We start from the raw sequence: 16,851 nt of genomic DNA, 5'->3' as shown, positions 1-16,851 counted from the left end.
TTCTATTCTATTTTAACTGATTATATAAAGATACATACATTTGAGCTGAGTTTTCCCAACTGTGTTCTAAATGCATCATTGTCTTTTGTATTTCTTTAAACTTCTTTTGGTTTTTAAAATGCGTTACCGCTCTTCCTATACTATATACAACATCTTCTACTGAAGTATGATCATGACAAATCCCAAATCCACCTTCTTCTCCTAAATCAATGACTGTATCTTTAAGTCCACCTGTACGTCTTACAATAGGCATACACCCATAACGTAACGAATACATTTGGTTGAGTCCGCAAGGTTCTACGCGACTCGGCATTAATAAAAAGTCTGCTCCTGCATATACCTGATGAGACATCCGTTCTTCATAACCTATATAGGCATTATAACGGCCCTTGTATTTTATGGCTAAATCGGCCAATTGAGATTCTACTTCTGGCGAACCTGAACCTAATAATATAATATTCACATCATACTCTTGTAATGCTTTGTCTATAATTGTTGGTAAGATATCGGCGCCTTTTTCCCACACCAAGCGGCCTATAAAACCAAATAGCGGCTTGCTCGCATCCAAGCCAAACTCATCACACAATGCCTCTTTATTGACTTTACGTCCAGATTGTCTGGTCCGTATGGTATAGTTTTTATGTAGATAAGTATCTGTTGCAGGATCCCATGTTTCGGCATCTATACCATTTAAGATCCCTACACATTTCGCACGTTCATGATTCAATAACCATTCTAGTCCGTTGGCTTTCTGTTTCAATTCTTCCATATAAGAAGGAGAAACTGTATTTACGCGCCATGCACATTTAATAGCTGCAGCCAGCGGATTAATCATGCTATCCCAGTCAAGTAATCCTATATCGCTTTCGCGAAAGCGTGGCAAGATATTCTCCATTTCGTGAGAAAACTGTCCTTGATATTGTGCATTATGTATCGAGAGTACCGTCGGAATATTTTTAAGCGTAGCAAAATCTTCACATCGACTCATCATAAATGGCACAAGTCCTGTATGATGATCATGGCAATGTACCACCTCAGGAAGTGTATCCTTACTTAAAATCCATTGTAATGCTACCCGTTGAAAAGCCACAAAACGTAACGCATCATCTTCATAACCATATACGTCTTTTCGATCTGTTAAGTCAGCGATACGTATTAGAAATAACGGAAAACCTAATGCTGGGTCCTGTACTGAAAGTACTTCTGCAAAATAGGTTTTTTGATTCATCACTAGGGTATAGCAAAAATCAACTACAGTGGTTGCTTTTTCTACATAAGCTGTCTCATAGTACGGCATCAAAACAGTGGCATGATGCCCTATTCTATTTTGATATTTTGGTAATGCGCCTACAACATCTGCAAGACCCCCAACTTTAGCTATAGGATAGCACTCTGCACTTATATGTATAATCTTCATGAACGGTGGTTAATAGGTATACAAGTTTATTAATTTAAAACAAATCTCTTGTATTACACCTATTTATATGTAAAAATTACATTAAATTTTTAATATAAATATTCAAAAACAAATACATAAAACACTGTTTTACAAATAGTTAAATACACTTACAACGTTGTAGTTTACCCTTATAAAAGTTTATCTAATTATGTCATTTTAGAATAGTTTTAACGACAGAAAATATGATAAATCGTATTTTTACATAAAAAGAAAAAGTCATGATAAGACAATTTGCAATAGCTTTATTTACATTGGTACTTATAAGTTGTAATGGAAAAGCACAAGAAAAAGAGCCTGAAGTATTTCCAGTTCAAAAAACAGATGCCGAATGGAAGGCTGAATTAACAGCAGATCAATACTATATATTACGACAAGAAGGTACGGAGCGACCTTTTTCAAGTAAATTAAATAAAAACTATTCTAACGGAACGTATAAATGTGCTGGATGTGGTATTGCACTCTTTGAGGGAAAGCATAAATTTGATAGCGGGACTGGATGGCCTAGTTTTGATCGTCCTATCGGAGAGAATGTCGCCTATTCTACAGATCGTAAATTAGGATATACAAGAGTAGAAGAACACTGTGCCAATTGCGGAGGTCATTTAGGACATGTCTTTGGCGACGGACCGAGAAACACAACGGGTAAGCGTCACTGTATTAATGGAGATGCATTAGTTTTTGTACCTGAAGGAGAAGAATAAGAAAAGACTACATATACAAATGTGGTTTAGAACTAATTTAAAAAGATTTCTGCTGGAGTTTATGCTGAGCATAATCGAAGTGAGGAAATAAATTGATTATGAAAAAATACCCTATCGAAAAAACCGAAGCAGAGTGGCTAGAAGAATTAGGTCCAGAACGTTATGCCATATTGCGTAAAAAGGGAACCGAGCGCCCGTTTACTGGTGAGTATAACTTACACGCAGAAAATGGGGCTTACAATTGTGGGGCTTGTAATACGCAACTATTTGAGAGTACAAATAAGTTTGATAGTGGATGTGGATGGCCAAGTTTTGATGCTTCTATAGAGGGTACTGTAGAGTACATAAGAGATACTACGCATGGGATGATACGTACTGAAATAGTATGTGCAAATTGTGGTTCTCACTTAGGGCACGTATTTAATGATGGTCCAACAGAAACTGGACAACGGTACTGTGTAAATTCTGCTAGTATTAATTTTAAAGGATGATTTCCTTTTTAAATATAACAACCAATTAGAATCCTGAAGAAACACTTCAGGGTTTTAGTTTTAAGATATGGTGTTTAATATGTATTTTCGCACTATAAAATAGACCATAAAAAATCTAAATATGAGCAAGTATGATGTTATCGTTTTAGGGAGTGGCCCTGGCGGATATGTAACAGCTATTAGAGCTTCTCAACTGGGTTTAAAAACTGCAGTTGTAGAAAAAGAAAGCCTTGGAGGTGTATGTTTAAATTGGGGGTGTATCCCAACAAAAGCATTACTTAAAAGTGCTCAAGTATTTGAATACCTTAAACATGCAGAAGATTACGGTCTTAAAGTAGAAAACGCCGACAAAGATTTTGCTGCTGTTGTAAAACGTAGTCGTGGTGTTGCAGAAGGAATGAGCAAAGGTGTTCAATTCCTAATGAAAAAGAATAAAATTGACGTTATTGAAGGATACGGAAAAATTAAACCTGGAAAAAAAGTAGAAGTTGACGGTAAAGATTATAGTGCTGATCATATCATCATTGCTACTGGAGCTCGCTCTAGAGAACTTCCTAGTTTACCTCAAGACGGAAAAACAGTTATTGGATACCGCGAAGCAATGACATTACCTGAGCAACCTAAGAAAATGATTGTTGTAGGTTCTGGTGCTATCGGTGTAGAGTTTGCTAGTTTTTATAACTCAATGGGAACCGAAGTGACTATTGTAGAATATATGCCTACGGTAGTACCTGTAGAAGATGTAGATGTTTCAAAACAATTTGAGCGTTCTATGAAGAAAGCAGGTATTAAAGTAATGACTAATAGTTCTGTTGAGAAAGTTGAAAAAACTGATAGCGGAGTAAAAGCTACAGTTAAAACTAAAAAAGGAGAAGAAACACTAGAAGCAGATATTGTACTTTCTGCTGTTGGAATTAAAACAAATATTGAAAATATAGGGTTAGAAGATGTTGGTATTGTTGTAGATCGAGATAAGATCATTGTAAATGACTGGTACCAAACTAATATGCCTGGATATTACGCTATTGGTGATGTCACTAAAGGCCCCGCGCTTGCACACGTTGCTTCTGCCGAAGGGATTACTTGTGTAGAGAAAATAGCAGGTATGCATGTAGAAGCTATCGATTATTCTAATATTCCTGGATGTACGTATGCAACTCCAGAAATTGCAAGTGTTGGAATGACAGAAAAACAAGCTAAAGAAGCGGGTTATGAACTCAAAGTTGGTAAGTTCCCATTTTCTGCATCTGGTAAAGCAAGTGCTTCGGGAGCCAAAGATGGTTTTGTAAAAGTAATTTTTGATGCAAAATACGGAGAATGGCTTGGATGTCACATGATTGGTGCTGGTGTAACCGATATGATTGCTGAAGCTGTTTTAGGTCGTAAGTTAGAAACTACTGGGCATGAAGTATTAAAAACAATTCACCCTCACCCAACAATGAGTGAAGCGGTGATGGAAGCTGTCGCTGATGCGTATGATGAAGTAATTCATTTATAAGGCGATCATAAAATACTATATATACTATAAGAGGTCTGCTACATTTAGTAGACCTTTTTTAGTGTATGATTTTTTGAGTGTATACGCTTTCGCGAAAGCGTATATAGAAGCATTCCATTTATAACAGATTATACCTTAAATCTATATACATAAGGTTTACGACGTGGCGCATTTTCTTTAGGTTCAGGTAAACGTTCAAAAACTTCCATCGATAGCATTTTCTTTTGAAAACGACTTCGCTCTAATTTCTTATCCAAAATTGCTTCATGTAATTTTTGCAACTCTGGCATTGTAAATGTTTCTGGTAACAATTTAAACGAAATATGCTCTACCGTAATATCTCTTTTAAGTTGTTCTTTTGAATCAACCACAATTGCTTCATGATCCATATGCATAGTAGGCAAATTATCAAGAGGAAACCAACCATAGTCTAGCGAAAATAATCCCCCATTTGGAAATACTTTATCTATATCTACTAAGGCATAATGAGCAAGTGTTATAAACCGCTGATTAATCCATAAGTCCTTATGCCAAGTATATCCATTTTTCTCTAAAATCGTTTTAAATTGATCTGAAAAACTTCTATTAGGACTTCCAAAAACTTGAAAAAGTTGCAAGTATGATTGTTTTAATCCTGTACGTTCTTCTAATACTCTAATCGCTGCATCACTTACAGACTCTTCCTTTCTAATATATCCTCCTGGCAAACACCATTTATCATCTAATTGCTGTAATATTACTTTAAGTATCCCTTCCTGATATCCTAAGATCACTATATCTACTGATATATTAGGCAAATAATGTTCTTCTCCTTCTTCTAAAAAAGTCTTTAAATTCATACCGTAAAAATACTGATTTGTGGCGATATGCCACATTTATTTTATATTTGTGGCAAAAAGCCACATTATGTCAAAATCTAATTTAAAAAAATGGATAAAGAGAATTCTAAAATTTTTGGGAATTTTCTTATTGTTATTATGCATAGTGAGTGGATATCTATATTATAAGAATTCAAATTATGATATGTACAGTCTGTATATCACTGACACTAATTTAAAAACTAAAATAACCTCATCTGACACAAAAGAGATTGCAAAGGAGTTAGTTTCTCAAATGACACTTGAGGAAAAAATTCAACAAATGTATGGAGAGTCTTATGGAGGTGGTATGACAAAGTTTGTTATAAATGCTGTATTAAAAGAACGATTTCCTCATGTCTATGTTGGAAAAAATGATCGTTTGGGCATTCCGCCATGGGTACTTTCTGATGGCCCTAGAGGTGCCAGAGTATTAGATAAAGAGATAGATGCTGTTACAACATTTCCTGTAGGAATGGCGCGTGGAGCTACTTGGAATCCAGCGCTAGAATATGAAGTCAATAAAGTAATCTCTTCAGAAATGCGTGCTAATCGGGTAAATTATGGTGCAACTCCATGCATTAATATATTACGTCACCCTGGTTGGGGACGTGCTCAGGAAACATATGGAGAAGATCCATGGCTTATGGGAGAATTTGGTGTTGCTGCTGTTAAAGGGTTAGAGAAGAATAATATTATGGCATGTCCTAAGCATTTTGTTTTAAATAGTATCGACAACTCTCGCTGGATTGTTGATGTAAAAGTAGATGAACGTACATTACGTGAAGTCTATCTACCCCATTGGAAAAAAATTATACAAGAAGGCAAACCAGCTTCTATCATGAGTGCTTATAATTCAGTGAATGGGGATTTTTGTGCAGAGAATAAATATTTGCTTACTGACATTCTTAAAAATGAATGGGAATTTGATGGTTTTATAACCACCGATTGGGTATTTGGTCTTTACGATGGTGTAAAAGGAATACAGGCAGGTCTCAATGTAGAAATGCCATTTCAACAAGCCTACACTTCTGACGTTATAGAAACAGCTATTACTAACGGAGAAATTACAGAAAAACAAATTGATCAATTGGTTATTGAATCGTTAGCGACACGCCTCAAATATGCATTAGTTAACGATCAAGATAAGTACCCGCATAGTGTTATTGGGAAAGCTTCAAGCATTGACTTAGCACGTAGTGTAGCCGAAGAAAGTATGGTTCTTCTAAAGAATGAAAATGTACTACCATTTAAAAAGGAACGTGGAAAAAAAATAGCTGTTATAGGACGAATAGCTGATATAGAAAACACAGGAGATAGAGGGAGTAGTAACGCTACTCCTATGTATGTAGAAACTCCTTATGAAGGTATAAAGAAATATCAAGAAGCTCTTGGTAATGAAGTAATATTCAATGATGGTAGTGATATAGAAACTGCTAAACAAATTGCTAGTGAGGCGGATGAAGTTATCTTAATTGTAGGTTTTACTCATGAAGATGAAGGAGAGTATATTATATTTAGTCGTGATAAAATGCTAGAAGCTGCCGAAAATGGAAAACCCACTGATAATACTTCTTTTGGAGGAGATCGTGTAGACTTACGTCTTTTACATAGTGATGAAAATTTAATTAAAACAATTGCACCTGTAAACAAACAACTAGCTATTGTTTATATAGGAGGTAGCGCTATAGATATGTCTTCTTGGGAAGATCAAGTGCCTACTATCTTGTTTTCTTGGTATTCTGGAATGGAAGGAGGAAGCGCATTAGCAAATATATTATATGGAGATGTGAGTCCTAGTGGAAAACTACCTTTTTCCATTGCAAAGAATGTTAAAGACTATCCATATTTCACTCCTTACACTAAGGAAATTACATATGATTACTATCATGGTTACACCTTATTTGACAAAGCTCATATTGAAACTGCATATCCATTTGGCTATGGTTTATCATATACACAATTCAAATATGATTCTTTACAAGTAAAACAATCTTCTTTATCTATTGATGATAGTCTTAGTATTACTGTTCAAATCAGAAATGAAGGCACTATACCTTCTAAAGATGTTGCCCAGATGTATATTGGTTTTAAAAATTCAAAAGTAGATCGTCCTGTAAAGTTACTAAGAGACTTTAAAAAAATAAGTATACTCCCTAAAGAAACTAAAGGGGTTGAGTTACAAATCCCTATTAAGGATTTAGCTTGGTATAATCCAGAGACTAAATCTTGGGAAATTGAACATATGGAGTATGAAGTATATGTAGGGAATTCATCGAAAAAAGAAGATTTATTAATGACTACATTTCAAGTTGAATAATACTATTATTTATAAAAAGTCTCACTCATATGTGAGGCTTTCATGTTTTATGAGCGATTAAATCACAATACCAAAAGGCTGTATCCCAAGATTTCTGATCATCTTCATCAATAAAGCAATTATCATCATCATTATCTGCTTTATCATAGCCTCTTAGTACCTTCTCTCCTATGGTAAAAGGGATTGGGTTTTTAAATATAGGACCGTCATATACAAACGTATGAAACTCTCCATTTTCACCACATACGTCAACAGTATCAGGTAAATCTTCTATAAAAGATTCGTCTATGATTCTTCCACAAAAATGTTCATCCAAATGCTTAGCGTTTACACATACTGTAATGGCTTTAAACCCCAAATCAATAAACTCTTTAAGTAGTGCTTTAGTATCTTTTTTCCATAAAGGATATACGCCTTCTATTCCTACTTCTGCTAATTGTTCATCTCTATACGCTCTTAAATCTTCTAGAAAAATATCTCCAAAAACACCATGTGTATAACCATCTGAACGAAGTTGGGTTACTTCTTTTTTCATGGTATTTGAGTAGCTTTCCATAGAAACCGCTGCAGGAAATTCTATAGTATGTAATGGTAGTCCTATACTTTGCGCTTGTTGTTCTAAAAGTGCTATACGTAATCCATGCATGGACACACGTTTATAATCTGAGTTTATGGTTGTCACTAGTTTTGAAATAGCGTACTGGTCGTTTTGTAAGATTTTATATAATGCTAAACTAGAATCTTTACCACTACTCCAATTAAAATATGTTTTGTTCATATATCTTATAAAAAGCTTTGGATAGCTAGATCATAGCTCTGTAGACCGAATCCTAAGACAACACCTTTTGCATATTTTGAAATATAGGATTGATGTCTAAATTCTTCTCTTGTAAATGTGTTAGAAATATGCACTTCAATAACAGGAGTTCCTATCGCAGCTACAGCATCGCCAATCCCAACCGAAGTATGTGTATAAGCAGCTGCATTCAAAATAATTCCGTCATATACATCATCAGAGTCTTGAATATGAGTAATCAACTCCCCTTCTATATTTGATTGAATATAAGAAAATTCAATACTTGGATATTTATGTTGTAAATCTTTAAAATAATCTTCAAAAGATTTCCCACCATATATTTCAGGTTCTCTCTTTCCTAAGAGATTCAGATTTGGACCATTAATAATGCGTAGTTTCATAAGTGTTAACTTTCGTACTTCGGCTTCGCTCAGCATAAACTTCTACGTCACGATGTTTCTCGAAAACGTAAAAATACTACATTACAAGGCATAAAAAAAGCGTCTAAATAAATAGACGCTTAGGATGATCAATAATTAGTTTAGTTATTGTATATATTAAAATCTATATCCAACACCAACGTTGAAAAAATCAGTTCTAGCTGTAATATCTCCATCACCTGTAAAACTATTTGTTAACTGAAGGTGATAATGAGCTTCTGCAAAAAACTTTTCTGTAAAGTCATATCCAAATCCTCCTGTTAATCCTACAGATAACGATGAAAAGTCGTCTGCAGTTTCTTCTAAAATAAGATTAAACTGAGGACCAGCCTGAATATTAAATCCTCCTTCTCCTATAAGGTATTTTCCTAAAACAGGAATTTGTAAGAAGCCCGTATCATCTATGTTTGTATACAATGCACTTGGCGTAACGTGAAATTGGTCAGAAACTGTAAAATCTGCGACAACTCCTACAAAAAATCCGCTCTCGCTAGCAGAAATATCTTGTCCTCCTGCTTCAACGGTTGCAGAGGCACTTGAAAAACCTGCTTTAACTCCAAATGTAGTTTCTTGAGCATTCATTCCTGTGATGGTTAATACTGCTATAGCAGCTCCTAAAATAATTTTTTTCATAATTGTAATTAATTGTTTTGTTATGTACTAGTTCACATAATTACAAAATCTTACCCAACAAACTAATAATTATTTTCTAAATGCTATGATCTACTTCAAATTTGAAGGTTTAGAATGTATATTCGAATAAAACTATTTGTTACATCTAAATTTTCAGTCATGCACATTTCATAGAATATATGCGACTTCAACAGGTCTAGTATATTATTTCGCGAAAGCGTAAAAAGCCTACATCACAAGGCATAAAAAAGCGTCTATATAAATAGACGCTTAGGATGATCAATAACTAGTTTAGTTATTGTGTATATTAAAATCTATATCCAACACCAACGTTGAAAAAATCAGTTCTAGCAGTAATATCTCCATCTCCTGTAAAACTGTTTGTTAACTGAAGGTGATAATGAGCTTCTGCAAAAAACTTTTCTGTAAAGTCATACCCAAGACCTCCTGTTAATCCTACAGATAACGATGAGAAATCGTCTGCAGTTTCTTCTAGAATAAGGTTAAATTGTGGTCCAGCTTGTACATTAAACCCTCCTTCTCCTATTAAGTATTTACCTAAAACAGGTATTTGTAAGAAGCCCGTATCATCTATGTTTGTATACAAAGCACTTGGCGTAACATGAAATTGGTCAGAAACTGTAAAATCTGCGACAACTCCTACAAAAAACCCACTCTCGCTAGCAGAAACATCTTGTCCTCCTGCTTCAAGTGTGGCAGATGCGCTTGAAAAACCTGCTTTTACTCCAAATGTAGTTTCTTGAGCATTCATTCCGGTAATGGTTAATACTGCAATCGCAGCCCCTAAAATAATTTTTCTCATAATTGTAATTAATTGTTTTTGTTAAGTATTAGTATACATAGTTACAAATTGTTACAAGATAAACAGGTTTTTATTTTGTAAACTTTTCTTAAAACTAGAAAAACTGAATACTGTATTAATTAAAATTACTGTGTATCTCTTTTAGTTAGAAACTGTCGTATTCCTTTAGATTCCATAATAAGACAAGTATTTTTAAACTTCTTATTTCTTATACAATCGGAAGTATTGCAAAAAGTTCTATTACAATTGAAAAGAAGAGACTCAGAAATTTATTATATGATATTACAACCTAGATCACAAGTACGTATTGTAGCTAGATGGTAGTTCTTTAAATTAATCTTCAAAAGGACTTTCCTCCATATATTTCAGGTTCTCTTTTTCCTAGGAGATGGAGACCATTTATAATACGTAGTTTTATCTACTAACTTTATTTTATCAATGATGATATTTTAATATACGCTTTCGCGAAAGCATAAAAACAACAGATTACAATGCATAAAAAAGTGCTTTCAACTATAAAAGCACTTTTTTTACACTAGATTTTTTAATTGAAGAAGTATCCTACTGAAAGTGAAAACACATTATTTCTTGAACGTAACCCTTGGGCATAATCTGTAAGACCAAGACTATATCGCCCCTGAAAGAAAATTCCTTGTTCTAATTTATACTGTGCTCCAAAAGCTAAAGCAAGATCTATAGTTTCAGCACCAGGTATATCAAATGTACTATTGTCAGCTTCTGTTTCTGCGTTAATATTAAACCCTATTTGAGGACCTGCTTGTAAACTAAAGCTATCTAAAACTTTATAATCTAATAAAACTGGTACGTTAATGTAATCTAATTTTATGGTAGACTCAAATCCATTAACATTTGAATTTGCTCCTTGGGCAGAATACAAAAACTCGGGTTGAATCCCAACATTTTCAGTAAGTTCTATATTCACCACTCCTCCTAGATGGAAAGAAGTTCTTCCATTTATAGTTCCAACTGCATTTTCAATGTCTAGAGAGGCTAAATTGACACCTCCTTTAGCACCAAAATGAATGTTTTGAGCACTTACTCCTAAAATGGTTAATATCCCAATTGTAACAAATAAAATGATTTTTTTCATAGTTTATATTTCTTTAGTTAATTCAACTTTAGGCAATAACGAGTATTTAAAATCTTTAGTATATTAATTAGCATTTGGGTTTACCTAGTAAAATATCCAAATAATATAGTTTTCTTCACGGCTTTATTTTTAATTTATGAATTAGATTTTATTAGGATTCATTCGTTAAATCAAATAGAACAAGTATTTTTAGGTTACTTATCTTACTATATGCTAAGAGTAGCCATAAAAAAGAAGATATACTTACATGAATTGGAAACATAGTATTACAGATTATAAACACTACTTACGTATTGAACGCGGACTCTCTGATAATACGATTTCCAATTATTCTAGAGATATTACAAAATTGATTCGATTTCTTGAGGCACATAAGATCACAAAAAGCCCTATTACAATTGGAAAAGAAGAGATTCAGAAATTTATATATGATATTGCTAAAGAAGTACAACCTAGATCACAAGCACGTATTATATCTGGACTAAAAGGTTTTTTTAATTACCTCATCTTTGAAGATTATCGTGATGACAATCCTACTGATTTAATAGAACCTCCAAAAATTGGACGTAAACTACCAGATACGCTGTCTGAAGAAGAAATAGATCAGTTGATTGCTGCTATAGACTTAGGTCATCCACAAGGAGAGCGTAACAGAGCTATGCTAGAATGTTTGTATGCATGTGGACTTCGAGTCTCTGAATTAATCAGTTTACAACTTTCAGATTTATATTTTGAAGAAGGATTTATTAATGTAATAGGAAAAGGAGATAAACAACGTTTTGTTCCTATAAGTCAACATACTCAAAAATATATTAACCTATATCGCAATGAAATTAGGATACACACAGCCCCTAAACCTGAATATAGTAATACCCTTTTTCTAAACCGTAGAGGACGACAGCTCACAAGAGCTATGGTTTTTACAATTATTAAAGATCTAGCGATTAAAGCGGGTATTCAAAAAACGATTAGTCCGCATACGTTTCGGCATAGTTTCGCAACACATTTATTACAGAATGGTGCCGACTTACGTTCTATACAACAAATGCTTGGTCATGAAAGTATTACAACTACTGAAATTTATATGCATGTAGACAGATCTCAACTTTCTGAGGTATTACACACATTTCATCCTAGGAGTAAGAAGAATTAAAATTCTATTCATAAATTACAATATAATAGTATTGTTATTAGAATAGAATAAATATAGAATTCTGATTAAATTACATCATAGTCTATTTCTTGATTAACAATTTTTCTCATAAGGTTTACCTCCATAATCTTGAAGTTATTTTCACGTATATAAAGAATAAATTGTTCAGGAAGTTTTAATTTATGTTGTACCAAATAGTGTTTTATCCATATAGGCCAAATCCATTTACCATCTGTAAAATAATTTCTAGAACCTGCTACTTCTCCACATAATTTACAATCTTCCTTACTAGCCATTGTAACTATTTTACCCCCATTTTCTAGATAATTAATAATTAAATCTAAATCATGATAATCTGATTTGTTAATCAATTCAGGTTTAATGTGTTCTTTATCGTCAAGTATTTGATTAAAAATATCATTTATGATGTACTCCGTCATACGTTAATTTTATAATGTAACCTCCAGTACTGTATATGGTTGATTTACATCAATTAAACGTACTACTTTTACTTCTCTAGATTCTTTAGGAGTTCCGTACTCATCATAGACTGTAAATTTCATATACGTAGGTGATCCATCATCATCTGTTATTTTTCCGTAATAAATGATATTAAAAGTCCATTTTCCTTTATCATCTTCTGTTAAGAAAAATTCTTCCATCTGAAAGCCATCTCTCTTTTCTTGAGCAAGTCGCTGTGCTGCTACTTTTTCAGTATGCTCCCATGTAAAGAATCTATTTTGAGGATTTACAATTTGTAAATCAAATTTTGCATCTTGATGATTCCATTCTAAAACAATACGTTTTTTCAGTTTTTCTGGCTCTTTTAAGAATCGAGGTAAAATGGTACTTACATTGATTGCACTTTTATATTTTTTTATAAAGTTTTGATATTCTTTAATAAGGCTTTCTTCTATACCAGAAGCATTTACGACAATATTGCCTTTCCCTTCCACAATATTTTGATAGATATTAAAAGCATTACCTACATCACCATTTTCTGCATATGAAAGTGCTAGATCACGATAAGATTGTACTTCTAAAGATCTAATTCGACTGATATATTTATAAACCTCTAATGCTTTCTTTTTATTCCCAATCTCATCTATTTTAAAAGCCATCGCTCTTAATGCTGTTGCATCATTTTTTGCAATTTCAGAAACATTAGAAAGGACTCGAGAAGTCATTTCTACATTATTCCATCCTTTAAAATAATCGGCAACATTGAGATAAAAACTAGGGGTACTACCATACGTATCTCTTTGTATAAGATATTCTTCAAAAGCGGCGTCAATTGTTTTGTGCTTTTGCAAAGCCGCTATATATTCTGTTTTGGGAAGTGCTTCTATTTCGATAGCCGTATCAGCATATGTAGCAGTAGTTCCTTTAGGTGCGGTATCTCTTTTTGTTACTTCCCCTGCTATTGCAGATTTTGTTGTAATCAATATCACGCCTCCTTTTCCTAGTGTACCGTATCTATTTGTAGCGGCAAGTCCTTTTAAATAGCTTATACTTGCAATATTATCAGGATTAATATGAGTTGATATCCCTGTGCTTCCTGTATTTCCTGAAAATTGTCCAGAATCAGTTTTAGATTGAGGCACACCATCTATAACCACCAATCCTGTTTGATCTCCAAGAAGTGTCATGTTTTTGTGTCTTCCTAAAAACTGAGATAAATCTACTCTAGTTTGTGCTGCATCATTTGCAATCTCTAGTCCTGCAAATTGTCCATTTACAGCTTGTTTCACATCTGTATCTATTTGAGAAATTTCTTTATCTGTAATAGTCTCTACAGAATATCCTAATTTCTTTTTCTGGATTTTATGTTGTCCAAGATCTACTTCTTTTTCTTCAACAGCAGTCTCATTATTTCCTCTACTTGTAATAACGACTTCTTTAAGCACATCCCCTTGATCACTAAATATGATATTCAACGTCTGTTGCTTACCAACTCTAAATCTTCTTGCTTTCTTACCTACGTAAGATATTTCCAACACACTTTCTGGAAATGCTTCTATACTATACGCTCCTTTTCTATCAGTAATTACTTCTTTATCCCCTCCTACTATTTTAATGACTGCTCCTTCTAATGCTTGTCCTCCTCCAGTATTAGCATCTATTACAACACCAGTAACTAGAGTAGGTTGTCTATTTTTTTTGCGTGCAAGTTTATTTGTATTTGTTAGGCTACCGACTGAGTTGAGTGCCAATTTCATAATAGAACGATTCTTATTATTGGTGATAATATGAACAGGCGCGCTTGCTTTTTCAGGTAATTCAGAAGAGATACTTTCTCCATCTGTTGAAAGTATAAAACGATCTGTTTGTATAGTGAAATCAAGAGATGCAAAAGAGACAGCTCCGTCATATACTGTACTTTTTAATTCCGCTTTTAGGGCATCCCAATTTCCATTAACGATCGTATAATCTTCTTCTAAAATAATTTCTGAACTAAAAGACACAAAATGGACCGCTGCTTCTTTATGTTTTTCAAAAAAAGTATCTAAATATTCTAATTCTATATCAAGATTCCTATCCTGCATAGATAATGACGCATCCCAATAAAATAGTATGTTTTCTTTAGTTTGCGCTTGAGTTGTGTGCGCTTTCGCGAAAGCAAAAAACACAGCAATTACAATAATTAGATTTTTCATGATCGTATGGTTGTTTAGTCTATCAATATCAAGGCATCTTGTCTTCCTGAAACATATCTAAATCCTTCTTCACCCCAAAAACCTGCTTCTTCTAACATGATACGAATATCTTTTTTCCAAGCAGGAATAGTAACGGTAGTGTTAAGTTCTATAGCGTAGGCAGTGTTTTCATAGAGTGGATAGTCTCCCGTACCTACTACACCTCCTTGACTGTCCCACATTCCTATAGTAGGACCTGCAGAATGTCCATATAAACCTAATGGATGTGTGTAAATTGCCGGTGAATACCGATCATCTTTTCCCTCTTTTAAGGCTTTTAATAGTATCTGATTTCCCGTTTTTCCAGTCTTAAAATTAGTTGTTAAAATATCCTGAACTCTATTTCCATCTGCAAATGCATTGACCAAATAGTCAGGCGCTTGCGTTTCTCCATCTTTTAGCACATATGCATGTTGTTGACAATCGGTATTTAATCGTAAATACGTGATTCCAAAATCACAATGTAGCAAGTCTCCTTTCTGAATAACCTTGCCTTCGGGTCTATTAGAAAAGGATTCTATATGACTTGCTAATTTCTCATTACTACGCTGTATATCTACCGTAGGATGAAACCAAGTTTCTAATCCCATATCGGTAACACGTTGTCGTAAATACCATACTACATCATCTGTAGTGGTTGTTCCTGGCGTAATTACCGTAGCGCTAAAAGCATCTTTAATGATATCATGTGTAATATCTACAAGTTGTTCAAAATACACCATTTCTTTAGGTGTTCGGGTCTCTATCCAACCAATAGCGAGTTCTTCTGCAGATGTAATTTTAGAAGCATAACTAGTAGGCAACGCTTCTAAAAACTCATTATAATCTGTACGGACAACACCATCTGCCAAACCAAAATAATCAGAATAGTTGAGTGCTATTTTTTTAGGATTACGAGCTTCTATAAGCTTCACTAAAGCTTTCCATTGGTCAGGTTCCTTTTCTTTATCCCAAGCTGAAGTAATACTTTTTCCAATATTATATCTCGCTACTGCTAGTTTTTCTATAGTATTTTTTTCTTGATCTCTATAAAAAACAAGGATGGTACGTCTTCGTGCATTCAACCAAGTTGCAGGCAACATTGTTTTTAACACAGGGTCTTCGTTGTACTCTCTTGAAATTAACACCCACATATCTATATTGGCTCTATCCATAAGTTTTGGAAGCAGTGTATTAAAACGGTCTTCCAAAATATCATCAACAATTACTGCACGCTCTCGTTCTGATACTACTTGAGCTGTAATATTATATGATAGTATTAGCAATAAAAAAGTATATATTCTTGTCATTAGAAATAAATTTAATTGATCATTTAAAATTACGTAAAATAAAAAAGAGTGCCGTATAGCACTCTTTTTAATATTTATATAAAAAGGAGATTATCCTTTTTTATTTTTTTTCTTTCTCTTTTTCTTCTTTTCTTCTTTTTCTTCTTTCTTTTTCTCCTTCGCTCTATTACCAAATTGCTCTTCGATAAGTATCTGCTCTACTTGATCTTCTGAAAAGACTTCTTTAAGTGCTTTTTCAAATTTCTTTTGCTCAAGGTTGATTTGTTTTTGTTTATCCTCAAATTTTAAATCTGGATTATAATCTATATCAACACGAGCTCTATAATAATCTTTCAAATAGGTACGCAATACTTCTTTTTCAAATACATCTATCCCAAGCATTTCTTTATAAAGTGTTGCTTTTTCTATACTCAACTGATTTACATCTGGTTTTTCGGGCTCACCAGCATCTACCTGTCTTGGTTGAGGCGAATACCCACGTTGGCCACGTTGAATACTTCCTAAGTTTTGAGCTCCTATCGAAAGTGTTCCTAGAAAAAGAACGAGCGCTAAAACAATTGTACGTTTCATTTTAAAAATTTTTA

Annotated in this window: 16 protein-coding genes; 5 read left to right on the top strand and 11 right to left on the bottom strand. The window is 33.7% G+C overall.

All coding sequences use genetic code 11. The features are described 5' to 3' along the window. Window positions 1–7 precede the first annotated feature (7 nt). Entirely contained in the window at window positions 8–1,417 is a 1,410-nt protein-coding gene (locus tag Q1A60_RS09115; protein WP_299766010.1) for a glycogen synthase, read from the bottom strand. Between the two features lie 260 nt (window positions 1,418–1,677). On the opposite strand from Q1A60_RS09115, the gene msrB (Q1A60_RS09110) reads away from it, so the two are divergent. The 3 genes from msrB (Q1A60_RS09110) (at window position 1,678) to lpdA (ending at window position 4,149) form a co-directional block, all read left to right on the top strand. After that, window positions 1,678–2,160, top strand: coding sequence for a peptide-methionine (R)-S-oxide reductase MsrB (gene msrB, locus Q1A60_RS09110; RefSeq protein WP_299766012.1), 483 nt, complete (start codon window positions 1,678–1,680; stop codon window positions 2,158–2,160). A gap of 98 nt (window positions 2,161–2,258) precedes the next feature. Next, a complete protein-coding gene (gene msrB / locus Q1A60_RS09105) occupies window positions 2,259–2,651 on the top strand; it encodes a peptide-methionine (R)-S-oxide reductase MsrB (RefSeq protein ID WP_299766014.1) in 393 nt (130 codons plus the stop codon). A 121-nt stretch (window positions 2,652–2,772) separates the two neighbouring features. Further along, window positions 2,773–4,149 (top strand): dihydrolipoyl dehydrogenase, encoded by a 1,377-nt coding sequence (gene lpdA, locus Q1A60_RS09100; RefSeq protein ID WP_299766016.1) that lies wholly within the window; start codon window positions 2,773–2,775, stop codon window positions 4,147–4,149. Window positions 4,150–4,277: 128 nt separating this feature from the next. Here the strand turns inward: lpdA and Q1A60_RS09095 are convergent, their stop codons facing one another. Continuing rightward, entirely contained in the window at window positions 4,278–4,988 is a 711-nt protein-coding gene (locus Q1A60_RS09095) for an NUDIX domain-containing protein (protein ID WP_299766018.1), read from the bottom strand. Window positions 4,989–5,055: 67 nt separating this feature from the next. Between Q1A60_RS09095 and Q1A60_RS09090 the strand changes: the two genes are divergently transcribed. Next, window positions 5,056–7,326, top strand: coding sequence for a glycoside hydrolase family 3 C-terminal domain-containing protein (locus Q1A60_RS09090; RefSeq protein WP_299766019.1), 2,271 nt, complete (start codon window positions 5,056–5,058; stop codon window positions 7,324–7,326). Between the two features lie 40 nt (window positions 7,327–7,366). Here the strand turns inward: Q1A60_RS09090 and Q1A60_RS09085 are convergent, their stop codons facing one another. The 5 genes from Q1A60_RS09085 to Q1A60_RS09065 all read right to left on the bottom strand — a co-directional run bounded on the left by Q1A60_RS09085 (window position 7,367) and on the right by Q1A60_RS09065 (window position 11,129). Then, entirely contained in the window at window positions 7,367–8,104 is a 738-nt protein-coding gene (locus tag Q1A60_RS09085; protein WP_299766021.1) for a diphthine--ammonia ligase, read from the bottom strand. 5 nt (window positions 8,105–8,109) lie between these two features. Further along, on the bottom strand, window positions 8,110–8,523 hold the full coding sequence (gene aroQ, locus Q1A60_RS09080; RefSeq protein ID WP_299766022.1) for a type II 3-dehydroquinate dehydratase: 414 nt from the start codon (window positions 8,521–8,523) through the stop codon (window positions 8,110–8,112). Between the two features lie 156 nt (window positions 8,524–8,679). Next, window positions 8,680–9,195 (bottom strand): porin family protein, encoded by a 516-nt coding sequence (locus Q1A60_RS09075; RefSeq protein WP_299766024.1) that lies wholly within the window; start codon window positions 9,193–9,195, stop codon window positions 8,680–8,682. A gap of 307 nt (window positions 9,196–9,502) precedes the next feature. Further along, the gene (locus Q1A60_RS09070) at window positions 9,503–10,018 is read right to left on the bottom strand and encodes a porin family protein (protein ID WP_299766026.1); all 516 of its coding nucleotides are present in this window, start codon (window positions 10,016–10,018) and stop codon (window positions 9,503–9,505) included. A 544-nt stretch (window positions 10,019–10,562) separates the two neighbouring features. Beyond that, window positions 10,563–11,129, bottom strand: a complete 567-nt coding sequence (locus Q1A60_RS09065; protein ID WP_299766030.1) for a porin family protein — start codon at window positions 11,127–11,129, stop codon at window positions 10,563–10,565. Between the two features lie 247 nt (window positions 11,130–11,376). Here Q1A60_RS09065 and xerD point away from each other — a divergent pair, with 247 nt between their 5' ends. Then, complete coding sequence (gene xerD / locus Q1A60_RS09060) at window positions 11,377–12,282, top strand: site-specific tyrosine recombinase XerD (RefSeq protein WP_299766031.1); 906 nt, start codon at window positions 11,377–11,379, stop codon at window positions 12,280–12,282. Between the two features lie 65 nt (window positions 12,283–12,347). Here xerD and Q1A60_RS09055 read toward each other — a convergent pair whose 3' ends face one another. The 4 genes from Q1A60_RS09055 to Q1A60_RS09040 form a co-directional block, all read right to left on the bottom strand. Beyond that, the gene (locus tag Q1A60_RS09055) at window positions 12,348–12,722 is read right to left on the bottom strand and encodes a hypothetical protein (protein ID WP_299766033.1); all 375 of its coding nucleotides are present in this window, start codon (window positions 12,720–12,722) and stop codon (window positions 12,348–12,350) included. A gap of 9 nt (window positions 12,723–12,731) precedes the next feature. Then, the gene (locus Q1A60_RS09050) at window positions 12,732–14,939 is read right to left on the bottom strand and encodes a carboxypeptidase-like regulatory domain-containing protein (RefSeq protein WP_299766035.1); all 2,208 of its coding nucleotides are present in this window, start codon (window positions 14,937–14,939) and stop codon (window positions 12,732–12,734) included. 14 nt (window positions 14,940–14,953) lie between these two features. After that, the gene (locus Q1A60_RS09045) at window positions 14,954–16,267 is read right to left on the bottom strand and encodes a M24 family metallopeptidase (protein WP_299766036.1); all 1,314 of its coding nucleotides are present in this window, start codon (window positions 16,265–16,267) and stop codon (window positions 14,954–14,956) included. 90 nt (window positions 16,268–16,357) lie between these two features. Further along, window positions 16,358–16,837 (bottom strand): hypothetical protein, encoded by a 480-nt coding sequence (locus tag Q1A60_RS09040; protein ID WP_299766038.1) that lies wholly within the window; start codon window positions 16,835–16,837, stop codon window positions 16,358–16,360. Between the last annotated feature and the right edge of the window lie 14 nt (window positions 16,838–16,851).

The organism is uncultured Dokdonia sp., from assembly GCF_947492535.1.
In the GTDB taxonomy this organism is placed as follows: domain Bacteria; phylum Bacteroidota; class Bacteroidia; order Flavobacteriales; family Flavobacteriaceae; genus Dokdonia.
This window is presented reverse-complemented; position numbering and strand designations above follow the sequence as displayed.